Origin of the sequence: Alteromonas sp. AMM-1, assembly GCF_047290655.1 — a bacterium.
Taxonomy (GTDB): domain Bacteria; phylum Pseudomonadota; class Gammaproteobacteria; order Enterobacterales; family Alteromonadaceae; genus Alteromonas; species Alteromonas mangrovi.
Map to the genome: position 1 here is coordinate 1 of NZ_JBLBUE010000034.1, position 21756 is coordinate 21756.

Annotated in this window: 24 protein-coding genes; 13 read left to right on the forward strand and 11 right to left on the reverse strand. The window is 49.1% G+C overall.

The window, feature by feature from the left end; all coding sequences use genetic code 11:
* Both ACLR2L_RS08355 and asnS read right to left on the reverse strand, forming a co-directional pair.
* Nucleotides 1–358, reverse strand: a 358-nt coding sequence (locus tag ACLR2L_RS08355) for a paraquat-inducible protein A (protein WP_413367346.1), incomplete at its 3' end; no start/stop codon positions are given.
* 142 nt (nt 359–500) lie between these two features.
* Nucleotides 501–1898, reverse strand: coding sequence for an asparagine--tRNA ligase (asnS, locus tag ACLR2L_RS08360; protein ID WP_413367348.1), 1398 nt, complete (start codon nt 1896–1898; stop codon nt 501–503).
* 198 nt (nt 1899–2096) lie between these two features.
* Between asnS and ACLR2L_RS08365 the strand changes: the two genes are divergently transcribed.
* Entirely contained in the window at nt 2097–2486 is a 390-nt protein-coding gene (locus ACLR2L_RS08365) for a hypothetical protein (RefSeq protein WP_140961318.1), read from the forward strand.
* Between the two features lie 78 nt (nt 2487–2564).
* On the opposite strand, the gene ACLR2L_RS08370 is transcribed toward ACLR2L_RS08365, so the two are convergent.
* Nucleotides 2565–3536, reverse strand: a complete 972-nt coding sequence (locus ACLR2L_RS08370; protein ID WP_140961316.1) for a calcium/sodium antiporter — start codon at nt 3534–3536, stop codon at nt 2565–2567.
* A 299-nt stretch (nt 3537–3835) separates the two neighbouring features.
* On the opposite strand from ACLR2L_RS08370, the gene ACLR2L_RS08375 reads away from it, so the two are divergent.
* Together ACLR2L_RS08375 and ACLR2L_RS08380 are read left to right on the forward strand one after the other, a co-directional pair.
* Entirely contained in the window at nt 3836–5281 is a 1446-nt protein-coding gene (locus ACLR2L_RS08375; RefSeq protein ID WP_140961314.1) for a RimK family protein, read from the forward strand.
* Nucleotides 5282–5283: 2 nt separating this feature from the next.
* Entirely contained in the window at nt 5284–6432 is a 1149-nt protein-coding gene (locus ACLR2L_RS08380) for a peptidase C39 family protein (protein ID WP_413367351.1), read from the forward strand.
* Here the strand turns inward: ACLR2L_RS08380 and ACLR2L_RS08385 are convergent.
* From ACLR2L_RS08385 to bioA, 3 genes are all read right to left on the reverse strand, one after another.
* Complete coding sequence (locus tag ACLR2L_RS08385) at nt 6400–6687, reverse strand: hypothetical protein (protein WP_413367353.1); 288 nt, start codon at nt 6685–6687, stop codon at nt 6400–6402. The two genes, ACLR2L_RS08380 and ACLR2L_RS08385, sit on opposite strands and share 33 nt — an antisense overlap.
* A 246-nt stretch (nt 6688–6933) precedes the next feature.
* Nucleotides 6934–7449: a DUF2937 family protein gene (locus ACLR2L_RS08390; RefSeq protein ID WP_140961310.1), complete on the reverse strand. Its 516-nt coding sequence runs from the start codon at nt 7447–7449 to the stop codon at nt 6934–6936.
* Between the two features lie 5 nt (nt 7450–7454).
* Nucleotides 7455–8792: an adenosylmethionine--8-amino-7-oxononanoate transaminase gene (bioA, locus tag ACLR2L_RS08395; protein WP_413367354.1), complete on the reverse strand. Its 1338-nt coding sequence runs from the start codon at nt 8790–8792 to the stop codon at nt 7455–7457.
* Nucleotides 8793–8830: 38 nt separating this feature from the next.
* Here bioA and bioB point away from each other — a divergent pair, with 38 nt between their 5' ends.
* From bioB to bioD, 4 genes are read left to right on the forward strand one after another with little or no spacing between them, the layout of a single operon-like run.
* The gene (gene bioB / locus ACLR2L_RS08400; RefSeq protein ID WP_413367356.1) at nt 8831–9958 is read left to right on the forward strand and encodes a biotin synthase BioB; all 1128 of its coding nucleotides are present in this window, start codon (nt 8831–8833) and stop codon (nt 9956–9958) included.
* Entirely contained in the window at nt 9958–11151 is a 1194-nt protein-coding gene (locus tag ACLR2L_RS08405; protein WP_413367358.1) for an aminotransferase class I/II-fold pyridoxal phosphate-dependent enzyme, read from the forward strand. The genes bioB and ACLR2L_RS08405 overlap by 1 nt, the downstream gene beginning before the upstream one ends.
* A gap of 4 nt (nt 11152–11155) precedes the next feature.
* Nucleotides 11156–11974 (forward strand): methyltransferase domain-containing protein, encoded by an 819-nt coding sequence (locus ACLR2L_RS08410; RefSeq protein ID WP_413367360.1) that lies wholly within the window; start codon nt 11156–11158, stop codon nt 11972–11974.
* A complete protein-coding gene (bioD, locus tag ACLR2L_RS08415; RefSeq protein WP_413367362.1) occupies nt 11971–12636 on the forward strand; it encodes a dethiobiotin synthase in 666 nt (221 codons plus the stop codon). The genes ACLR2L_RS08410 and bioD overlap by 4 nt, the downstream gene beginning before the upstream one ends.
* On the opposite strand, the gene pepE is transcribed toward bioD, so the two are convergent.
* Nucleotides 12616–13326, reverse strand: coding sequence for a dipeptidase PepE (pepE, locus tag ACLR2L_RS08420; protein ID WP_413367364.1), 711 nt, complete (start codon nt 13324–13326; stop codon nt 12616–12618). The genes bioD and pepE overlap by 21 nt on opposite strands.
* 159 nt (nt 13327–13485) lie before the next feature.
* Entirely contained in the window at nt 13486–13818 is a 333-nt protein-coding gene (locus ACLR2L_RS08425) for a hypothetical protein (protein ID WP_413367366.1), read from the reverse strand.
* Between the two features lie 254 nt (nt 13819–14072).
* Between ACLR2L_RS08425 and ACLR2L_RS08430 the strand changes: the two genes are divergently transcribed.
* Genes ACLR2L_RS08430 through ACLR2L_RS08445 form a run of 4 tightly spaced genes read left to right on the forward strand, consistent with a single transcriptional unit; the run spans nt 14073 to nt 17658 of the window.
* Nucleotides 14073–14549, forward strand: a complete 477-nt coding sequence (locus ACLR2L_RS08430; RefSeq protein WP_413367368.1) for a low molecular weight protein-tyrosine-phosphatase — start codon at nt 14073–14075, stop codon at nt 14547–14549.
* Entirely contained in the window at nt 14546–15508 is a 963-nt protein-coding gene (locus ACLR2L_RS08435; protein ID WP_413367370.1) for a FecCD family ABC transporter permease, read from the forward strand. Before ACLR2L_RS08430 ends, ACLR2L_RS08435 begins: the two co-directional genes overlap by 4 nt.
* Nucleotides 15505–16257: an ABC transporter ATP-binding protein gene (locus ACLR2L_RS08440; protein WP_413367372.1), complete on the forward strand. Its 753-nt coding sequence runs from the start codon at nt 15505–15507 to the stop codon at nt 16255–16257. Before ACLR2L_RS08435 ends, ACLR2L_RS08440 begins: the two co-directional genes overlap by 4 nt.
* 57 nt (nt 16258–16314) lie before the next feature.
* Nucleotides 16315–17658, forward strand: a complete 1344-nt coding sequence (locus ACLR2L_RS08445; protein WP_413367374.1) for a class II 3-deoxy-7-phosphoheptulonate synthase — start codon at nt 16315–16317, stop codon at nt 17656–17658.
* 18 nt (nt 17659–17676) lie between these two features.
* Here the strand turns inward: ACLR2L_RS08445 and ACLR2L_RS08450 are convergent, their stop codons facing one another.
* The 3 genes from ACLR2L_RS08450 to ACLR2L_RS08460 are packed head-to-tail and all read right to left on the reverse strand — an operon-like array spanning nt 17677 to nt 20020.
* Entirely contained in the window at nt 17677–18009 is a 333-nt protein-coding gene (locus tag ACLR2L_RS08450) for a hypothetical protein (protein ID WP_413367376.1), read from the reverse strand.
* A gap of 11 nt (nt 18010–18020) precedes the next feature.
* Nucleotides 18021–18236: a DUF3820 family protein gene (locus ACLR2L_RS08455; RefSeq protein ID WP_073322631.1), complete on the reverse strand. Its 216-nt coding sequence runs from the start codon at nt 18234–18236 to the stop codon at nt 18021–18023.
* Nucleotides 18236–20020 carry an ABCB family ABC transporter ATP-binding protein/permease gene (locus ACLR2L_RS08460; protein ID WP_413367379.1) on the reverse strand — a complete coding sequence of 595 codons (1785 nt, stop codon included), beginning with the start codon at nt 20018–20020 and terminating at the stop codon, nt 18236–18238. The genes ACLR2L_RS08455 and ACLR2L_RS08460 overlap by 1 nt, the downstream gene beginning before the upstream one ends.
* 170 nt (nt 20021–20190) lie before the next feature.
* Between ACLR2L_RS08460 and moaA the strand changes: the two genes are divergently transcribed.
* Nucleotides 20191–21156: a GTP 3',8-cyclase MoaA gene (gene moaA, locus ACLR2L_RS08465; protein ID WP_140961284.1), complete on the forward strand. Its 966-nt coding sequence runs from the start codon at nt 20191–20193 to the stop codon at nt 21154–21156.
* Entirely contained in the window at nt 21157–21696 is a 540-nt protein-coding gene (locus ACLR2L_RS08470; protein WP_413367382.1) for a GNAT family N-acetyltransferase, read from the forward strand.
* The last annotated feature ends 60 nt before the right edge of the window (nt 21697–21756 follow it).

Consider the following 21756-nt stretch of genomic DNA (forward strand, 5'->3'; position numbering starts at 1 on the left):
ATATCGTTAACCCAAGTAACACGAGCCCGGGTAAAACAAGCGTGGCAAGACCTGTGATAATTGCAAGGGAGAGATAATCCTGGTCAATCAGCACAGACAAGCCGCCGGGTAAATCAATGTTGTTTTGCTGGCCGCTGGCACGAAAGGATAAAAAGTTAAAAGGCAATGACAAGCACAGAAAAAACAGCGCGCTAGCGGCTAACGACAAGCAAAGTGCGTAATCCTGTTTGTGATAAATACTCAGAGTGTGACCGCACCTTGGGCAAACTGCGCGTTGTTTGTGCTGTAAATGCGGCACATTCACGGTGGCTTCGCATTGTGAGCAAATGAGTTCGCAGGATGAGGTTGTTTCGGACATGATGAGCGCCAACAAACACGTAGATACACAGATTACCTCAGATGAGGGCTTGTTTGTAGTCTGATAGATTGAGAAGGTTGATAATTAACATAAAAAAGGCAGCGATGACGCTGCCTTTTGTGTTCGTTTTTTAATGCCCGGTTTAGTAACTTGCGTTACCAGGTGTACGCGGGAAGGGGATAACGTCACGCACGTTTTGCATACCGGTTACATAAGCAACCAGACGTTCAAAGCCCAAGCCAAATCCGGCGTGTGGTACGGTGCCGTATCGACGCAGATCACGGTACCAACCGTAGTCTTCTTTGCTAAGGCCCATTGCTTCCAGACGGCTGTCAAATACATCCAGGCGTTCTTCGCGCTGCGAGCCGCCAATGATTTCGCCAATGCCCGGTGCCAGCACGTCCATGGCTGCTACGGTCTTGCCATCGTCGTTCAGGCGCATGTAAAACGCTTTAATGTCTTTCGGATAGTTTTGCATGATGATGGGGGCACCAACATGCTCTTCCGCCAGGTAGCGCTCATGCTCACTCGACAGGTCGATTCCCCAACTAACCGGGAATTCAAAGTCTTTGCCGCAGTTTTCCAAAATAGTAATGGCGTCAGTGTAGTTCATGCGAACAAAGTCACTGTTTACCAGTTTTTCCAGGCGGCTAATGGCATCTTTATTGATGCGATCAGCGAAAAAGGCCATGTCATCCGCACGCTCTTCCAACACCGCTTTACACACGTATTTCAGCATGTCTTCCGCTAATTGCGCAATGTCACCTAAATCGGCAAAAGCCACTTCCGGTTCAATCATCCAGAATTCAGCGAGGTGACGGGACGTGTTGCTGTTTTCAGCACGGAAAGTCGGGCCGAACGTATAGATTTTTGACATCGCACAGGCATAGGTTTCACCGTTCAACTGACCTGATACCGTCAGATAAGCTTCACGACCGAAGAAATCCTGGCTGTAATCCACTTTACCTTGATCGGTGGTTGGGATGTTCATCATGTCCAGCGTGGATACGCGGAACAATTCACCCGCACCTTCGGTATCGCTGGCAGTGATAATGGGCGTACTTACCCAAAAATAGCCGCGTTCGTGGAAAAACCGGTGGATCGCCTGTGACAAACAGTTGCGAACGCGGGTTACCGCGCCAATCACATTAGTACGTGGACGCAGGTGCGCGTGTTCACGCAGGTATTCGATACTGTGACGTTTTGCAGCCATTGGGTACGTGTCAGGATTTTCCACCCAACCCACAATGTTTACCTCGACGGCATCTAATTCGAGCGCCTGGCCCTGGCCTTCAGATGCCTTCACAGTGGCAGTAACTGCTAAAGAACAACCCGCCGTCAGGCGTTGTATGTCAGCGTAATTAGGTAACGAATTCAGCGCAATGACCTGCACAGGGTCAAAACAGCTGCCATCATGCAAGGCAATGAACGACAAGCCGGCTTTTGAATCACGACGGGTGCGAACCCAGCCTTTTACAGTTACCGTTTCGCCAACCGCGTACTTACCAGCAAGTACGTCGACAACGGGGGCGTGTGTCATGGTTATTCTCTCCAACAAATAGATTTTGTGCTAAAACGCAAATCATCGCACAGCCCTTGGTTGATTGCATCCAGATTTATTAAACAAAAATCGAAAAATGCCGATATCTACAGTGAATCGGTCAAATTTGTATCGCTGGAATTTACGGTTTGATTGATTTTCGAACAAACAAGGTTGCGAAGAAAAGTGAGAGGCAGTATGGCAGTACAACAGGCTATTCGATTTGGTGAAGATCGCCGCAAGAAATCGCGCGAACAGGATGCGTACTATCGGATCGTCATAACCCTGAATTCCCTGGTGTGGTTGGCGTTGGTGGTATGTCTCATTCTGTTTCATTTTGCACGTCCGGAAATGGTGAGTGGTGTGCAGCAATTCTGGGGGATAGACGGGCGTACCAGCTGGTCACCCGAGTACATGAGCGCATTAATCCGATTACTGCAGGTTTGCCTGGGAGCCAGTTTGCTGACGATGTTCTTACGCTCTCGTCGCAGCCGCAGAAAAGAAGACCATTACGGCGTGAATTTATTTATTTTGGCAGGGATCAGCACGGTTAGTCTGGTGACGATTAATTCTGTGTTACTGGCATAGCAGGTTTTACAACCCGGTAATTTCGGTTCTCAACAATGTGCAAAAGGCTGAGCGGAATCGCTCAGCCTTTTTTGTTTTTCAGCCCACGAAAGCGCTGGTGATCAGTAAGTAGGTATAGCCAATATAAGCGAGCAGGAATGCGCCGCCTTCAAGTCGGTTCAGACGGCCAGGTCCTTTTATTCCGATACAGAAGATAAACAGCGCTACAGAAACCACTAACATAAATAGCGTGTCGCGGTACATAAAACTGCTTTCAACTTCCATAGGCTGGATCACGCCGGCAATGCCCACCACAGCCAGGGTATTGAACATGTTCGAGCCAATCACATTGCCCAGAGCAAGATCGTGCTCGCCCTTTTTAACCGCAATCAGCGATGAAGCCAGTTCGGGTAACGATGTGCCAATGGCAATAATTGTTAAACCAATAATGACATCACTTACGCCAAAAAACGTAGCAATTTCGACCGCACCCCACACCAGGATTCGGGAGCTGATGATCAGTAATAACAGTCCTACTACAAGCCAGATACCATCGCTTTTTAAATTTGCGGGCTTGCTATTGAGTTCTTCGCTGAACTCCTCGGCGAGCGCGTCTTTGTCTCCGCGGATCCCGGTCCAGATACTCCAGGACACCAACAATATAAACAAACCCAATAAAGAAAAGGCGTCGTCCTTAGAGAGGGTGAAATCCAGTAATTGCCAGGCCGCAAAAAAGGTTAGCCCCAGCAAAATGGGCAATTCTTTACGGATAATTTCAGAGCGGACAGCAATAGGGCTAATGAGTGCGGTTATCCCTAAAATCAATGCGATGTTGGCAATGTTCGAACCAAAAGCATTGCCAAGCGCAATACCTGAACTGCCTTCCATTGCAGCAATAACCGACACAATGATTTCGGGTGCTGAGGTGCCAAAACCAATGATCAGCATCCCGATTAACAGTGGTGATAAACCAAAATGACGCGCCACCGATGCTGCGCCGCCAACGAATTTATCGGCGCTCCACAACAACAACGGTAACCCTAAAACAATAGCGACAATCGCTAACAGCATACACACTCCTTCAGTAACGCAGCGCTAGTTATAACGCTAAGAGCAGGATAGTGCATAACCTCTGAATTGTGAACTGCTGATCCGACCAATCAACTCAAATAACGCTATGAAACAAAGCGAAATTGTGGCGTCGGGTAATGAAAGGGGTATTAACGATAGCAGTCGTGACGACAAAAATTATCCGTTTTAGATGTACGTCAGAGTTCGCTAAACTTAATGACTAATTAATCGCTATGCTGCGCATTCAATTGTGTATGTGTTTGGGCATAGCGGCACAATCAGGAAATCTGAACGCAACTATGCACAACACTTTAATTATTACGGACATCGCTGAACAACTCGACCTGCCAGACTTAACGGTATTGACCTTTCAGCAATACCTGCAGGATTACCCTAAACTGAACGAGCCCAAAACGCGCGTGATTAACCTGTGTGACACAGGAAAATACCTGAGTCAGGGGTACTATTGCTCTTTGTTAGCAGAAGCGAGACAGCACCGTGTAATTCCTGGTGTAAACACCATCAACGACTTGCGTCCTGGTCAAAAAGAACTGGAGTCACCCTCCGTTTCAATCAAACCCCAGGAGCGTGAAGCGCTGGAAAGTCTGGGTGGAGAATTATATGTGTGTTTTGGTAAAACGTCTGACGTCCGTTTAAAGCGATTGGCGAAACAGGCGTTTGCTCAGTATCCAAGTCCATTGTTGCAATTGGTATTAAGCAGTGAAGTGTCGGAAGTTCGTTGCAGTGCGGTGGGCCTTAACGAAGTGCCTGAAAGCCTTCAGCCAACGTTCTTTGAGCGATTAAAACAGTTTACCCAACAGCACTGGACCATTAATGCGCGCAACAAGCAGGCTCGCTGGGATATGGCTATTCTGGTTAATCCGGATGAACCTACACCACCCAGCGATAAGCGAGCCATTGCTAACTTTGTGAAAGCCGCTGGTAAAGTGGGCTTTCATGCTGAAGTTGTTACATCGCAAACGATTGGTGATGTTGAACAATACGATGCACTGTTTGTGCGTGAAACAACCGCAATTGACCATCCAACCTATCGCATTGCCCGCGAAGCCGAGCGCGAAGGTGTGGTGGTGATAGACGACACGCAGTCAATTTTGCGTTGCTGTAATAAGGTGTTTTTGCAAGATGCGTTTACCTATAACAAGGTGCCCGCGCCTAAGAGTTTGTTTGTCACCGACGCAGAAGATGCTACCTGTGAAGAATTAATTGCAGAATTAAATCTGCCGTTGATCCTGAAGTTGCCAGAGAGTTCGTTTTCCCGTGGTGTGTACAAAGTAGAAACGAAAGAAGAACTGGTTAAAAAACTCGAAAGCATGCTGAAGGAATCGGCGCTTGTGCTGGTTCAGGAATACATCTTTACTGAGTTTGACTGGCGTATTGGTATGCTGGGTGGTCGCCCTATTTTCGCCTGTAAGTATTTTATGGCGCGTAACCACTGGCAGATTTACAACCACAAAGGCGATAAGGCCGATTCAGGTGGTTTCGTAACCCTGCCCACCTTTGAGGTACCGCGTCAGGTGTTGAAAGCCGCTATCAGTGCTGCGGAAGTGATTGGAGTTGGTTTGTACGGTGTTGACATTAAGCAACGCGGTAACAAGGTTTACGTTATTGAAGTAAACGATAACCCCAACGTGGATTCGGCGGTAGAAGATAAATATCTGGGGCAGGAATTATACTTGTTGATTATGCAGGAATTTGCCAGCCGCTTAGAACGCAGGGGTAGATAATCATGGTTATTTCAGTGGGTCAGTGGCAATTAAGAGCCGGCGCTCTGGGCGATTTAACTAAGCTGGTGGCACTGGAAAATCATTGCTTCAGTAACGACCGGTTGAGCCGACGCAGTTTCCGACACTATCTGACGGCCAAAAATGCAGAACTGGTTGTTGCTGAAATAGACGGCCAGATAGTTGGCTACGGACTGTTGTTACTTCGCCGCGGTACCCTGTTAACCCGTCTTTATTCGTTGGCGGTGCACGAGAGTGCACGAGGCCAGCGGTTGGCGGAAGGTATGCTGTTATGGCTGGAGCAGCGCGCAACCGCACGTGGCAAACGTTATATGCGACTGGAAGTTGCCGAGCATAACAAAGCCGCACAGCGATTGTACGAACGATTAGGCTTCCTGCCGTTTGGTATGTTTGAACATTATTACGAGGACGATACCAACGCTATTCGTATGCAAAAAGCATTGCCGTTAAGCGGACCAGAGAAATCATTACGTCGGTGTCCCTGGTATCAGCAAACTACCTCGTTTACCTGTGGCCCAGCCAGTTTACTGATGGCCATGGCGATGCTGGATCATACGTTGATCCCAAATCAGCGCGATGAGTTCAGCATTTGGCGGGAAGCCAATACCGTTTATATGACAACGGGTCCGGCCGGGACACATCCAATTGGCCTGGCAATGGCGGCGCAAAACAGAGGGTTTGACGTCAAAGTGTACCTGAGCCAAGGCGCGCCCATTTTTATTGACGGAGTGCGCAATGAACACAAACGGCGGACATTGCAGACGGTAGAAGAGAATTTCTTTAACGAAGCTGAACAGCAACAGTTACCGGTGTTCTATTTGGATTGGTTAACCCGTCTGGACAATTATCAGAACATGCAGGATTGTGCGCTGGTGTGTTTGATCAGTACCTATCGGTTCGACCGCAAAAAGGCGCCTCATTGGGTAGTGGTTACGGCTATTGATGATCAGTGCGTATACATCCACGATCCGGATCCGTCTACCCCAGGGGCAATGGATTACCAGCATGTTCCAATTGCCCGGGAAGACTTTATACGTATGGCCAGCTATGGCAAACGTAAAATCAAAGCGGCGCTTGTGTTGCGCCTACAAGCGCAATCACTAGTGTGCAGTGATCTTGATTTGGCTGTTTAACTGACGCAGTTGGTCAACCAGCGACATCAAATCTGTGATATTGCCACGGAACAATGAGTGTTTTGTCAGCATTGCTTTTCCTGAATGACTCAGCTGACCCTGGTTAGCTGGGTCAAACACTGACGTTTCTTTTTCAAGTTCAGCCCACTGAGACAAGCAATTAGCCGGAATAAGGTGGCGCTTGGCAATTAATTTGTCTCTCATTTGCAACAGTTGGCCCATGACTAATGTTTGATTTTTAGGTGTATCGGTCATCTTCATTCTCCTGACATTAACCGCTGTGCCCATAATAAATGGCGGGCTAATGCGGTGATGCTTGAATATTAAACAAAAAATATTGTAAATAGGGTGTAAACCACGCTGGGTAGGTAGTAAATTTAATACCTAACACGCTGTTCAGGTATGGAATGCAACTACCTGGCGGCACGCCTATTTCTCAGTTGAAAGAAGATTTGCAAGTAGTGTGCCTGATGTGCATTATTTTTCACGTAATGCACAGCGTCAGGCAAAAGGCCGCTGCCTGGATGGTTTACGCCTGCGCACAAGTGCTACGCCAGCCCAGGGAAACAGGTAAAGTATGAGGGTGGTTACTAACGCTGAACCCACTGAATCAGGTTGAAGGGGTAGCGAGGGTTCAAATAACTTAAGTACGCTGGTTAAACGCGAGTACTGATTGGGTTGCGCAAAATACCTGACTTGTTCAAAGTAGTTCGCATTCTGCAAATACGCTGCGGCATATTGGGCTTCTTTATACGCTTCAATTACGGTTAGCTTGTGTTTGGCATCGTCTCTTACCAGCGCAGCCGGGTTGCTAAGTAACGCGTTAATCATGTCGTTCACACTGGCATACCCGTGATGGCGGGCAAGCTGTTCATAGTGAGCAACTTCATCGCCGGTAGCGTCAAGGTAGCCATTTAAATACTGCAGGTATTGCTGATTAAGCACAGGTACCTGAAGCGTTGCAATAAACAACATCGCAAACAGTACCTTGTCGATTAACCGCGTTATGATCCCCACAATACTTACCCGTAAAGTTGTTTAAGACTGGTGTAAATAGCCTGCGTCAGCCGTGTTAATTGCGCAGGGGACACAATGTAAGGTGGCATAATGTAAACCAGCTTACCGAAAGGTCTTATCCATACACCCTGCGCGACAAAGCGCTTCTGGATGGCCGCTACATCAACCGGATGTCGTGTTTCCACCACGCCGATAGCGCCCAGGGTTCTGACATCAGCTACACAGGCGAGTTCCCGGCATGGTGCCAGTTCAGCGCGCAATTGACTGCCAATGCTGGCAACCTGTTGTTTCCAGTCTCCCTTAGCAATAATAGACAGGCTTGCGCTGGCAACTGCACATGCCAACGGGTTGCCCATAAAGGTAGGCCCGTGCATAAACACGCCGGGGCTACCTTCACATACGCCCCGGGCAACTTCCTCGGTACATAATGTAGCAGCCAGCGTCATGTAGCCTCCGGTCAGTGCTTTGCCCAGACACATGATATCGGGTGAAATACCCGCGTGATCACAGCCAAACAACTTACCGGTTCTACCAAAGCCTGTTGCAATTTCATCACAGATTAACAGTACGTCGTAGCTATCGCAGAGTTGTCTGCAGCGCTTCAGATATTCAGGATGATACATGCGCATGCCACCTGCACCCTGTACCACGGGTTCCAGAATTAGTGCCGCCAGTTCGTGGTGATGACGTACAAATAATTCTTCCAGCGGCAAAATATCATCTTCGCTAAACGGCTGTCCAAAGCGGGTTTGCGGCGCCGGTGCGAAAATCTGCGGCTGAAGTGTTTTGCTGAACAAACTATGCATGCCGTTAACTGGGTCGCACACCGACATCGCAGCAAAGGTATCGCCATGGTAACCATTACGCGGCGCAATCAGGCGCGATTTTTCCGGCCGTCCCTGACAAGCCCAGTACTGCACTGCCATTTTAATCGCGACCTCTACTGAGACAGAACCTGAGTCCGCCAAAAACACACGCTGCATACCCGATGGCGCCATATCCAGAAGTTGTTTACACACACGAACAGCCGGATCGTGGGTAAGGCCGCCAAACATAATATGGCTAAACGCATCAATTTGTTCATGCGCAGCTTTATTCAGTTCCGGATGGTTATATCCGTGAATCGATGCCCACCAACTGGACATACCATCTACCAGGACTTCCCCACTGGCCAACGAGATTTCTGCGCCCCGGGCACCGTTTACTTCGTAACAGGGCAGCGGGTTAACCGAAGAGGTGTACGGATGCCAGATGTGATGCTTATCAAATTCAATATTGTTTGTATTTTGCACAGTAGTAAAGTATTTAATGTTAATTTGGTTGACAAGGTGCGTTGGCTGCATAGACTAAGCCACCATTAAGTAAGAGTAAAGGATAGGCGATGTCTGTCACACAGCACAATATTGTAAAATCGGCGCAAGGCGCCAGTAATTCTGCGATCCGTCATGACTGGACTCGCGCTGAAGTAGAGGCATTTTATGCAATGCCATTTAATGATTTGCTCTTTCAGGCGCAAATTATTCACCGTCAGCATTTCGATCCAAATGAGGTACAGGTTAGTACCTTACTCTCAATTAAAACGGGAGCTTGCCCGGAAGATTGTAAATATTGTCCGCAAAGCGCCCGCTATGATACTGGCCTTGAAAAAGAGCGCTTGCTGGAAATAGAAAAAGTGATCCAGCGCGCCCGGGAAGCCAAGCAAACTGGCTCTACGCGTTTTTGTATGGGGGCTGCATGGCGTAATCCCAAAGAGCGCGACATGCCGTATCTCACACAAATGGTCGCCGAAGTAAAATCCCTCGGACTGGAAACCTGTATGACATTGGGCATGTTAACCCGGGATCAGGCATTGGCTTTGAAACAGGCCGGGCTGGATTATTACAACCACAACCTGGATACCTCGCCTGAATTTTACGGAGACATTATTACTACCCGCACCTATCAGGACCGGCTGGACACGCTTCAGCATGTGCGCGATGCTGGGATGAATGTGTGCTCTGGCGGTATTGTGGGCATGGGCGAAACTGTTGCTGACCGCGCCGGGCTATTAATGCAACTGGCGAATCTGCCAGAACATCCCCAAAGTGTGCCTATTAACATGCTGGTGAAAGTAGAGGGTACGCCGCTGGATAAACTGGACGACATGGAGCCGTTTGATTTTATTCGCACCATTGCCATTGCCCGTATCATGATGCCAGCTTCGCATGTTCGCTTATCGGCAGGACGTGAAAACATGAACGAGCAAATGCAGGCGCTGTGTTTTATGGCAGGTGCCAATTCTATTTTCTATGGCTGCAAACTGCTGACTACCTCTAATCCGGACACCCATGAAGATGTCATGCTGTTTAAAAAGCTGGGCATTAATACTGAGCGCACCAGGGATTATTCTGACGAAGCCCACGCATTGTTGCTTGAAGAAGCCATGGAACAACAGCAACAGGCCCCGGACGACCTATTTTACGATGCCACGGCAGGCAAAAAAGCAGGTAAGCAAGCCGAGACCGTATAATGGCCTTTGAGTTTATCGACACCCAACTGGCACTGCGTCAGCAGGATGGTTACTACCGACAGCGCACCTGCATTGATTACGAACGCGATGGTGTGATTGCTATTAATGGCAAACATTATCTCAATTTTGGTAGTAATGACTATTTAGGATTGCGCCACGATCAGGGTGTGTTGCAAGCCTGGGTGGAAGGGCTTGCCCAGTTTGGTGGTGGCAGTGGTGCGTCACCATTGGTTACCGGATACAGTGCAGCGCATCGCGAATTGGAGCAGGTACTGGCAGAAGCGCTGAACCGCGATGCCGTGTTGTTGTTCTCGTCGGGCTTTGCGGCTAATCAGGCGCTATGTCAGGCATTGTTTGCGGAGCAGGGCGATATTGTCGCCGACAAATTCATGCATGCTTCGTTTATTGAAGGGGCAACTGCCAGTGCAGCACGTTTACGACGCTTTGCGCACAACGATTATGAACACCTGTCAGCAATACTGGCGAAATCCACTTCTGAGCATCGTCTGATTGCATCTGAAGGGGTATTCAGTATGGATGGCGATTCACCCGATATGGCTCAGTTGGTTGGGCATGCTGAATCCTCGAACAGTTGGCTGATGCTGGATGATGCTCATGCATTTGGTGTAACGGGTAAGTTTGGTTTGGGCAGTATCGACGCCTATCAGCTGTCACAACAACAGTGCCCGGTGGTGATGGGAACCTTTGGCAAAGCTGTTGGGACCGCCGGCGCGTTTATTGCCGGCAGCCATGCACTGATTGATTACCTGGTAAATTATGCGCGTCACTATATCTATTCCACCGCATTTCCACCGGCACAGGCCGTTGCCACGTTACACGCGTTGTCACGGGTAACTCAGGGAAGCGAGCGAGAGAAACTTCACAGCAATATTGCCCATTTCAGAGCAAGAGCGAGGCAGGAAGGCTTGCAATTAATGGATTCCCAGAGCGCAATCCAGCCTGTTGTGGTAGGTTCTCCAACACGCGCTATGGCGTTGTCGGTTGAGCTGGCAAATCGAGGGCTGTGGGTGCCTGCGATGCGTCACCCTACCGTCCCAAAAGGCACCGACAGACTGCGCATTACCCTGAGCGCCAGTCATGCAGAGCGCGATGTCGACGCACTTATCGATGGATTAATGTTGGCCCAGCAACGAGTGCTGTTTAATAACGACTGCTCAGAAATTAACGGGTAACCGCATGGCACTGATCGAACCCGTAACTTCACCTCAGCGTTGTGCCGACAAGCAGGACATTGCTGCGCGTTTTAGCGCGGCCGCGGCAAAATATGATGCCCTGGCAGGGATTCAGCACATTATCGCTGACGCAGCACTATCGCGACTCAGCAAAATGGGTAGTACCGGTAATATCCAGGGAATATCTGCGCTGGATATTGGTTGCGGTACGGGTCGCAATACTGCAAAGCTAATCAATATCTGGCAAGACGTGTGTGGTATGGATTTAGCGCCCGGTATGCTAAAACTGGCACAGGCAAATTATCCCTTTATCCGCTTTGTGCAAGGTGATGCTGAGCAGCTTCCATGGCAATCGAATAGTTTCAATGCCTTGTTTTCTTCGATGGCGCTGCAGTGGTGTGATTCACCGGATAAGGTGATCAGTGAAGTGCACCGGGTATTACAGCCTGGTGGATGTGCAGAGCTGGCTGTTATGGTAGAGGGGTCATTTCCCGAGTTAAACCAGGCAGCCTGCAAAACAGGAATACCGTTGTCGCTTAATACCTTGCCCGCCGCAGAATACTGGCTCGATGTTATTTGCCAGCGGCCCTGGCTTAGCATCAACCAGGAAGTAGTGAATTACACCGACAGATTTAACGACATTATTTCGCTGCTTAAATCGATCAATGGCATTGGTGCAAGCAGTCAAACGGACGCCAGACAACGCGACCCGTTAACGCGCAACAAGTTGCAAGCCGTCAGCCAAGCCATTGCCCAACAGTCTGATGGGACATTATTCAATACCTACCGCATACTGCACGTGAGTCTGGAGAAACCCTTGTGACAAAAGCGTATTTTGTTACCGGTACTGATACCGAAGTGGGCAAAACCTACACCAGTTGTAAAATCCTGCAAGCCTTTACCCGGCATGGCAAAGTTGCGTTGGGTTATAAACCGGTGGCTGCTGGGTGCGAATGGCAAAACAACCAATGGGAAAACGAGGATGCACTGGCGCTGCAAGCTTCATCCAGTTTGCATGTGCCATTAGCCGAGATTAACCCCATAACATTACCTGAACCTATTGCGCCTCACATTGCTGCGCAGCGTCAGGGCAATACAATAAGCGAAAAAGTGATTGTGGATGGCCTACAGTCTTTGCAGCAATATCAGCCCGATATTCTGTTGATGGAAGGCGCGGGAGGTTGGCGGTTACCCCTATCTCAAGAGCGGTTTCTGAGTGATGTGGTAAGAGACCTACAGCTGGAGGTGATTCTGGTAGTGGGCATGCGGCTGGGCTGCTTAAACCATGCATTACTTACCGCCGAGGCAATAATAGCGGATGGATTAACCCTAAAAGGCTGGGTGGCCAATCAACTGTCGGCCAACATGCCTGTGTTTGAAGAAAACCTGGCAACACTGGATGCACTTATGCCGGCACCCAGGCTCGGCCTGGTGCCGTATCGTGATGAACCTGATCTCAGCGGTTTAATTGAGGTACTCGGTTAAATCCTGCTCTGGTTCAATAGCCTGCTTCTGAGCACCACTAAACACAAATCCAGATAAACTGCCTTTCAGAATTAATCGTTGTTCGCTTAATAGCAGTGCTGAGCCTTCGCGAATCGCCAGCACCGGGGTGGAGGGATTGAGCGCTGTGAACTCATACAAGCGATCATCACGGGTTTCGCCGTTATGATTAGGCGGCTGATAGTCGGTGTAGTGCGGGTTTAACTGGCAGGGTAAAAATCCCAGTGCCGCAAAGCTGCGTGGCTCAACGATGGGCATATCGTTGGTAGTACGTATGCTCTGCCCGCAAATATTACTGCCTGCACTCCACCCGATATAGGGCGTACCTGCCGCTACTTTCTCGCGAATTGCCTGCAGTACGGCATTTTCGTATAGCTGGTGAAGTAAGTTAAACGTGTTACCACCACCTACTACTATCGCGCTGGCTGACGTTACCGCTTCAACCGGATCGGCTGCGGTATGAATACCCTGGACTCTGACTTCAGGTAGCGCTTGCTGAACCTTATTTACGTAGTCATCCCAGCCGAGTGTCACGCCTGCATAGGGGATAAACAGCACATCGCGGCAATCCCGAAGGTGTGTCAGTATCATTGGACGCGCGTGGGTAAGGTACGCTTCGTTGCCCATGCGGGAACTCGATAGCATCAGTATGTGATGTGCAGAATGTGTCATAGTCTCTTCCGGTCGAATGCATGTGATTGCCCGGGAAGGATTAACATGATTTTGCGCTCTCCCGGCAACAATGTGCATATTTGGCCAGATACCTTGAGTGTTATCAACCTCTTAATTTGTCATGCTGCATCTACCTGCACAGTCAACGATGAATGCGGCTTACTGGTTTCTGCGGCGACGATAACGATACTTGGGATTGCGCAATGAAATCACCAATAACGCCGCCATAATAATGGAAAACAGGGTATCTGCCTGAAAGACCGTGTCCCCAGTTTTGTCTGCGTCGTGTTCGGCTGGCACTGACGTTTCTGATAAAGACACGTGCGGAGTGCTGATGTAAAACGCCGACGAGGCATTCTCTGAGGCGCTCAGCATCGGCATACCCTGATAGACTTGCCGGTTTAGTGATACGGCCGTAAATGGTGCTGTGGTGGCCTGACAGACGTAGATGGCGGATAGTGCCATAATCATAATGCAAATTTGTTTTTTCATTTTGCAACCTCAAACTGCGAATTATTGTGGTTTAGGGGGTCTTAAACTGTTGTTCGCAAGTTATGGGCCAGACTGCCAGATAACAGCGGTGAGAAAGTGGCAGGTTTACGCTTACACCGTTCAATCGGATGGTTAAACCCGTTCCAAATACCGCCAGGTTGTGGCACTCTTAGCAGCCATTTTTATCTAACTTCAGCCCCGGAGCGAAGTTGGTGTAATCACTGACTTCACATAAAACAAAGAAAGCAAAGTTAATGACCAATTCAACCTTACCTGTTTCAGTACTATTTATTTGCCTTGGCAATATTTGTCGTTCACCTACCGCGGAAGCTGTGTTTCGTCAAAAAGCCGAACAAGCCGGATTAACGTTAACTATCGATTCAGCGGGCACACACGGATATCACATCGGCAGTCCGCCGGATAAGCGTTCCCAGGCAACGGCAGAGGCTCGTGGTTACAGTTTTAAAGGGTTAAAATGCCGTAGAGTGGCCGAAGACGACTTTGAAAAATTTGACCTTATTCTGGCCATGGACAGCGATAATCTGAAAAATCTGAGAGGCATGAGCGACCCTGGTCATCATCACAAAATAAAGCTGTTTCTGGACTACGCAGGTTATCAGCACGAAGATGTGCCTGACCCTTATTACGGTGGTAAAAAGGGTTTTGAACTGGTACTGGATTTAATTGAAAGTGCCAGCGACGGATTGATAACGAGTCTGCAATCCCGATGAAACAAGCACCTGCCCAATGGCTGGCAGCGTTGTTTGCCTTTATGCTGTGTGCGGCAGGGTTATTGTTATTTAGTGGTTGGCAGTGGGATTTATCCGTAGACGTGAATCGCCGGATATTGTGGCAATTGCAGTTGCCACTAACGATAACGGCGATGATCACAGGCGCCGCGCTAAGTGTGAGTGGGGCGTCATTGCAGGTGGTGCTTCGCAATCCACTGGCCGATCCCGGGATCATCGGTATTTCCAGCGGCGCGAGCCTGGTAGCGGCATTTGTACTCATTCTGGCGCCAGAAGCCTTGGTGGCGCACTTACCTTATACCTTGCCTGTTGCGTGTTTTAGCGGGGCGTTGTTCTCCACTTGGTTGATTTATCGATTATCGGTAAGAATGCGGGGCGTGAATACCGCTGTGATCCTGGCAGGGATTGCTATTACTACACTCACCAGCGCAATTATGGGCTGGCTGTATTTATTTGCCGATGCGCAATCCATGCGCAACCTTACCTTTTGGATCATGGGCAGTTTACATCAGGCCGACCTATGGGTACTGGCGGTGAGTGCACCCATTATTGTGCTGAGTTTACTGGTTATTGGCCGCAATTCTGGAGCGCTCAATGTACTTTACACTGGTGACATTACAGCCAAAAGTGCCGGCGTGGATCCGGAGAAATTAAAGCTCACCATTATGGTTGCATGTGCCCTGGCCGTGGGCGCAGCAGTGGCTATAGCCGGGTCTATTGCCTTTTTGGGTTTGCTGGTACCGCATTATTTGCGTTTGCTACTTGGCTACGATAACCGCTATTTGTTACCTGCCTGTGCGATGTCCGGTGCAACCATTTTACTGCTGGTGGCGCTCCTGAGTGAGTGGGTAGCATTTGCGGCATTACCTGTTTCTATGGTAACAGCCACCATTGGCGGCCCATTGCTGCTGTTTGCATTGGTAAAAGGGCAACTTAAATGAGCCTTACTATCCAAGCCGAGCACATTTGCCTGTCAGGCCGTTTTAAGCGACTGTCGATACATCATTCAGGTTCAGGCATTGTATGCCTGTTGGGTGCAAATGGCGCGGGTAAAAGCTCATTGCTGGAGGTATTGGCAGGATTAATACCCGCCACCGAGGGTGATGTGTGCTGGAATCATCAGCCGGTTGCCCTCATGAGTCTGATGGAACTCGCCCGAACCCGGGGTTATCTTGCTCAAAAACCCTCTATGCAGTTTGAACTAACCGGCAGAGACTGCTTGCAATTCTTCAATGTCAGTGACTCGGGGGATATTCCTGCATTACTGATTGAAAAGCTGGGTTTGTCTGCGTTACTCGACAAGGCCTACACCCGCATGTCCGGTGGTGAGCAGCAACGCATTTTCATCGCGCGTACGCTTATTCAGGTATGGGAACCACTGATGCAGGGCAACGCATTGCTTATACTGGATGAACCCTTGCAAAGTCTCGATATTCGCCATCAGCTGGCATTAATGCACTGGTTAGCTGATTTAGGAATAAGAGGAAATCAAATAGTCATGAGTTGTCACGACGTTAATATTGCTAATACCTTCGCGGATACGGTATGGTTAGCGCGTTCAGGGGAGTTGCTGGCAAGCGGCCCGGTCGAAGATGTCATGACCCTGAACAATCTGAGGCGAACCTTTGACTGTCAATTTGATTTTCTTGAACGCGAACCGCGCGGCGTTTTTGTACCCGTTTCGGTATAGCCTGATTCATCAGGTAAGCCCATTTTCTGAATTTTCCCGTTTTTTATGAGGTGCTAAGTGAACAATTGGCAACCAGACAGTTGGCGAAGCAAGCCAATTCTGCAACAGCCAGAATACGACGATAAGGCCGAACTGGCCCAGGTAGAGAAGACCCTAAGCAGCTATCCTCCATTGGTATTTGCCGCTGAAGCGCGCGAGTTGCGCCGTCAGCTTGGTCAGGTATGTGAAGGTAAGGGCTTTTTACTGCAAGGGGGCGACTGCGCCGAGTCGTTTAGCGAGTTTAATGCACCGAAAATTCGCGACACCTTTAAAGTGTTACTGCAAATGGCTATTGTTATGACCTTTGCGGGCCGTTGTCCGGTAACGAAAGTGGCCCGAATGGCGGGGCAGTATGCCAAGCCGCGTTCGTCAGACTATGAAACCAAAGACGGTATTACTCTGCCAAGCTATCGCGGCGATATTATCAATAGCTTCGAGTTTTCAGAGGCCGCGCGCCGCCCTGATCCAAAGCGGTTAATTGAAGCGTACCACCGCAGTTCTGCCACACTTAACCTGTTGCGCGCTTTTGCTCAGGGCGGGTTAGCCGATTTACATGAAGTAAACCGCTGGAACATGGCTTTTGTGGAAAATAATCCACTGAAAGATAAATATCTGGATATTGCGCGTCGTATTCAGGACAGCCTCGAGTTTATGGATGTGATTGGTATTAATTCCACTAACACGCCAACTTTGCACGAAACGTCTTTGTTTACTTCGCATGAAGCCTTGTTGCTGAATTACGAAGAAGCGCTTACGCGTGTTGATACACTCACTGGCAAGCCATACGATTGTTCGGCGCACATGGTGTGGATTGGTGAGCGTACCCGTCAGTTGGACCATGCGCATATTGAATTCTTCCGCGGTATTCACAACCCGATTGGGGTGAAAGTGGGTCCGTCGATGGCAGAAGATGAGCTGATTCGCCTGATAGACGCACTTAACCCAACGAATGATCCAGGGCGTTTGACCTTGATCACGCGCATGGGTGCTGACAAACTGGAAGCCAACTTACCGCGTTTATTACGCCGTGTGAAAGCAGAAGGTCGCAATGTAGTATGGAGTTCAGACCCCATGCACGGTAATACCTTTAGTGCTTCCAGTGGTTACAAAACCCGCAACTTCGACGCTATTTTAAGTGAAATACGTCAGTTCTTCTCGGCTCATGAGGCGGAAGGAACCTATGCTGGTGGTATTCACCTGGAGATGACGGGGCAGCATGTAACCGAGTGTACCGGTGGCGCTTACCAGATTGGCGATGACGATCTGGCTGAAGCTTATAAAACCCAGTGTGATCCGCGTTTGAATGCCGATCAGGTACTGGAAATGGCGTTCCTGGTGTCAGAACACCTGCGAATCAAGTAATTCAGAAACACCCTTCATTTATTCAAAGGGCGCAGCGAGGCAATCGTTGCGCTCTTCTTCACTTAATATACCCGTAAAGATAGTGGCTCTTCGCAAACGCGTGGTTGTACTGTCATTGGCTGTCATTGCAGCAATAAACCGCTCATTATTGGGAAATTCGGCCAGAATTGCCTGCCAGTGCAAATAACTGCCATAGCCCATTAATTTGTCTTGGTAACGCCGATTTAACCGTTCGGTTACCGTATCCATGAGTTCAGGCTTTGCCAGTACTTTTTGGGCAATACACAAATGCAATTGCTGACTTTGCTGATCGATGCGCTGATGTTGCTGGCGTTTGCGCTGATAAACCAAAATAAACCCCGTTAATCGTTGTCGATGAGTGGCGTGAGCATGGATTCCATGCCATTGAGCTTAATCTCATACATCAGGGCGAGTTGTTGGCCCAGTTTGCCTTCCGGAAACCCTTGTTTGGCAAACCAAACCAAATAGGGTTCTGGCAAATGGATCAGTTTTCTGCCTGCATATTTACCAAAAGGCATGATTTGATTAATGGTGAGTTTAAGTTGTTGCGGATCCATTAGCGATTTGCCTGTTTTTGTTGTGCCTGCCATAAACCGGCATAAATCCCCTGACGAGACAGTAATTCACTGTGCGTACCTTGCTCAACAATTTGACCTTGCTGCATTACCAGTATGTTGTCGGCATCGATAATGGTTGACAGTCTGTGTGCTATTACCAGACTGGTGTGACCTTGAGCTACTTCACGCAGGGCGGTTAAAATGGCCTGCTCTGACTGACTATCCAGTGAGGAGGTTGCTTCATCGAACACCATAATGGCAGGGCGTTTTAGTATTGCGCGGGCTATAGCAACACGTTGTTTTTCACCGCCAGAGAGTTTTAAGCCGCGCTCGCCAACCTGCGTGTGAATACCATCCGGCAAACTGGCAATAAAATATTCAAGGTGGGCGAGTCGAATTGCCTGCTGAATGTCTTCTTCGCTGGCTGTGGGGCGGCCATAGCGAATATTTTCCCCCAGGGTATCGTTAAACAACACGGTGTCCTGCGGCACAATGCCAATATGCTTGCGTAAACTGTGCTGGGTAACTTCGCTGATATCCTGTCCGTCAATTCGCACTGCGCCTGAAACTGGGTCGTAAAACCGAAACAACAGTTTTACCAGGGTGGATTTACCCGCACCACTTTCGCCTACCACGGCGACTTTGGTACCGGGCTCAATAGTAAAACTCACGTGATTTAAAATACGTCGCTCGGGGCGATAATAAAAACTCACGTTGTCGAAATGAATTCGACCCTGTTGGATGTTAAGCTCGCTGGCGGAATCGGTATCGGCAACCAAAGGTACCGTGCCCAGTAAATTAAACAGGTTTTCAATATTGGCCAGCGAACCGCGAATTTCCCGGTAAACAAAACCCAGAAAATTTAATGGCATAAAAATCTGCATGGTGAAAGCATTAATCAGTACAAAATCACCAATGGTCATGTTCCCGCGACTCACCTCTAATGCCGCCAACAGCATCATTGCGGTCATTGATGCGGCAATGATAAACGCCTGTCCCCCGTTCAACGCAAACAGCGATAAGCGGTTTTTGCGACGTGCCTGCTCCCAGTTGGCCAGGTTTGAGTCGTATTGACTGGCTTCATACTGCTCGTTATTGAAGTACTTCACAGTTTCGTAATTGAGCAAACTGTCGATGGCGCGGGTGTTGGACGTTGAGTCCGCCAGGTTCGCCTGGCGCACAAACTCGGTTCGCCAGTCGGTGGCTTTCATGGAAAACCACACATAGGCCACTACTGAGCACAGAATGATCATGGCAAAGCTCATACCGTACTGAGTGAGTAAAACGCCTACAACCAGCGCAATCTCTAATATTGTTGGGCCAATATTAAACACCATAAAACGCATTAAAAAACTGATGCCGCTGGTGCCGCGTTCGATATCGCGTGACAGCCCCCCGGTTTGCCTGGACAAATGAAACGTTAAGTCGAGACGGTGCAGGTGTTCAAAAACTTCCAGGCCCACGCGCCGCATGGCGCGCTCCGTTACCCGGCCAAACAGGGTGTCCCGCACTTCTCCCAACAACACATTGATTAAACGCAAAACACCATAGGCGGCAACCAGCGCAATCGGTACAGCAAGCGTAACAATGGGATCATGGTTCAGGTTGTCAACTGTGTGCTTTAGTACAAATGGTAAGCCAATACTGGCAAACTTAGCCGCAACCAGGCACAACATGGCTAGCGCAACGCGTTGCTTGAATTCAAGTAGATAGGGCCACAAACGTGCAAACACATGCCATTGCATGGGCGTGTCGGGGTTAACGGGTAATCGGGTAGGGCGCATGTATTCTTCTGGTTAAAGCGAGGCAGTACATAAAATATCGTTGCAGGCAAAGCGAGTCAAACGCCTTCGGCCACCGGATTTGTTTTAAGTAAGTCCGGAATGCTATTGGTATCAACCGCTGCGCTATGTTACCGTGATGCCATTCTGGTTTAAATACACAGTGTAAAACCTTGCTGCAAGATACCTTTGGCCGACGCTTTTACTACCTGAGACTTTCCATTACTGATGTATGCAACTTTCGATGTCAGTATTGCCTGCCTGATGGATACGAAGGCAAGGCCGAAACGTTCTTGTCGGTAAAAGAAATCGATACCCTGGTGAAAGGCTTTGCGGGTTTGGGGACCTGTAAAATTCGCGTCACCGGTGGCGAACCGACGCTTCGCAAAGATGTCAGCGATATTGTAGCGGCTTGTGCTAGCACGCCGGGTATTCAAAAAGTGGCCATGACCACTCACGGTGGCAAATTGGCCAGCTATGCTAAACAACTGGCGAATGCAGGGTTAAGCCAGGTGAACATTAGCCTGGATAGCCTGGACCCAGCTCAGTTTGCGTTGATTAGTGGCCAGGATAAACTGGCGGCGGTACTCGATGGCGTGAATGAATCCCTGATCCACGGTATGGCGGTAAAGGTAAATACCGTCTTACTCAGGCCTTTCGCTGAATCCCAGTTGAGCACGTTTTTGGCCTGGTTAAAGGATATGCCGGTAACGGTACGCTTTATTGAGCTCATGGAAACCGGTCAGCATAAAGCCTTTTTTAAGTCTCATCACACCAGTGCAGAGCCTTATCTTGCGCGCTTAAAAGCCGAGGGGTGGGAAGTGTTAAAACGCGGGGCAGACGCAGGGCCTGCGGTAGAACTACAACACCCCGATTACGCTGGCCGGATAGGTTTTATTATGCCTTACAGCTCTGATTTTTGTAGTAGCTGTAATCGCTTGCGTGTTACCGCGCTGGGCAAACTTCATTTGTGCCTGTTCAGCGATAACGGCTTGTCGTTGCGTGATTATTTACTACAAGGCGATGTAGCCGGGCTACAGGACTTCATTACAGACAAGCTGGCTGATAAAAAAGTGTCTCACTTTTTACAGGATGGCGTAACCGGCATTACTAAAAACTTATCCATGCTAGGGGGATAGATGGCAATTGCATTGCCTTCCTCGCCGCGCCTGAATTATCGCTTACTGGACGAAACCGACGGCGATTTTTTGTGGGAGCTGGATCAGGACGAAGAGGTAATGCGGTTTCTGAACGGTGGCCGCAAAACAAGCAGAAAAGAAATTAACGATATTTTCATTCCTCGCTTGCTCAGCTACCGCAATGCGCCAGCAGGCTGGGGGTTGTGGCAGGTATCACTCAACGATACCAGCAACAGTGCGATTGGCTGGATTTTAGTCAGGCCCAAAGGCTTTTTCAGCAGTCAAAGAGACGACAGTGTAATAGAACTGGGTTGGCGATTTAAACGCGAAGCGTGGGGCCTGGGATATGCTACTGAAGCGGCGCAAGCCATTATGAAACTCATGCAATCGCTGGGAAGTACGGCTTTTTGCGCTATTGCTTTGCCGCAAAATATGGCGTCTATTCAAATCATGAAAAAGCTGGGAATGACTTATCGCTATTCCGAGCTTTATCAGGATTCGGTGTGGTGTGAGAACGTGGTAGTGTACCAAACGGCTTAGTGTTCCACTCTCGTGTTTCACTGCAGTGTTCCACTCTCGTGTTTCACTGCAGTGTTCCAC

Bases quoted from the DNA above. Each gene is read 5' to 3' on its own strand.
- ACLR2L_RS08440 (WP_413367372.1), top strand. From the start codon at position 15,505: ATGAGCCTTACTATCCAAGCCGAGCACATTTGCCTGTCAGGCCGTTTT.
- asnS (WP_413367348.1), bottom strand. From the start codon at position 1,898: ATGACACACGCCCCCGTTGTCGACGTACTTGCTGGTAAGTACGCGGTT.
- bioB (WP_413367356.1), top strand. From the start codon at position 8,831: ATGTCTGTCACACAGCACAATATTGTAAAATCGGCGCAAGGCGCCAGT.
- ACLR2L_RS08425 (WP_413367366.1), bottom strand. From the start codon at position 13,818: ATGAAAAAACAAATTTGCATTATGATTATGGCACTATCCGCCATCTAC.
- pepE (WP_413367364.1), bottom strand. From the start codon at position 13,326: ATGACACATTCTGCACATCACATACTGATGCTATCGAGTTCCCGCATG.
- bioA (WP_413367354.1), bottom strand. From the start codon at position 8,792: ATGCAGCCAACGCACCTTGTCAACCAAATTAACATTAAATACTTTACT.
- ACLR2L_RS08435 (WP_413367370.1), top strand. From the start codon at position 14,546: ATGAAACAAGCACCTGCCCAATGGCTGGCAGCGTTGTTTGCCTTTATG.
- ACLR2L_RS08460 (WP_413367379.1), bottom strand. From the start codon at position 20,020: ATGCGCCCTACCCGATTACCCGTTAACCCCGACACGCCCATGCAATGG.
- ACLR2L_RS08430 (WP_413367368.1), top strand. From the start codon at position 14,073: ATGACCAATTCAACCTTACCTGTTTCAGTACTATTTATTTGCCTTGGC.
- ACLR2L_RS08380 (WP_413367351.1), top strand. From the start codon at position 5,284: ATGGTTATTTCAGTGGGTCAGTGGCAATTAAGAGCCGGCGCTCTGGGC.
- ACLR2L_RS08370 (WP_140961316.1), bottom strand. From the start codon at position 3,536: ATGCTGTTAGCGATTGTCGCTATTGTTTTAGGGTTACCGTTGTTGTTG.
- ACLR2L_RS08470 (WP_413367382.1), top strand. From the start codon at position 21,157: ATGGCAATTGCATTGCCTTCCTCGCCGCGCCTGAATTATCGCTTACTG.
- ACLR2L_RS08375 (WP_140961314.1), top strand. From the start codon at position 3,836: ATGCACAACACTTTAATTATTACGGACATCGCTGAACAACTCGACCTG.
- ACLR2L_RS08455 (WP_073322631.1), bottom strand. From the start codon at position 18,236: ATGGATCCGCAACAACTTAAACTCACCATTAATCAAATCATGCCTTTT.
- ACLR2L_RS08385 (WP_413367353.1), bottom strand. From the start codon at position 6,687: ATGACCGATACACCTAAAAATCAAACATTAGTCATGGGCCAACTGTTG.
- ACLR2L_RS08405 (WP_413367358.1), top strand. From the start codon at position 9,958: ATGGCCTTTGAGTTTATCGACACCCAACTGGCACTGCGTCAGCAGGAT.
- ACLR2L_RS08410 (WP_413367360.1), top strand. From the start codon at position 11,156: ATGGCACTGATCGAACCCGTAACTTCACCTCAGCGTTGTGCCGACAAG.
- ACLR2L_RS08365 (WP_140961318.1), top strand. From the start codon at position 2,097: ATGGCAGTACAACAGGCTATTCGATTTGGTGAAGATCGCCGCAAGAAA.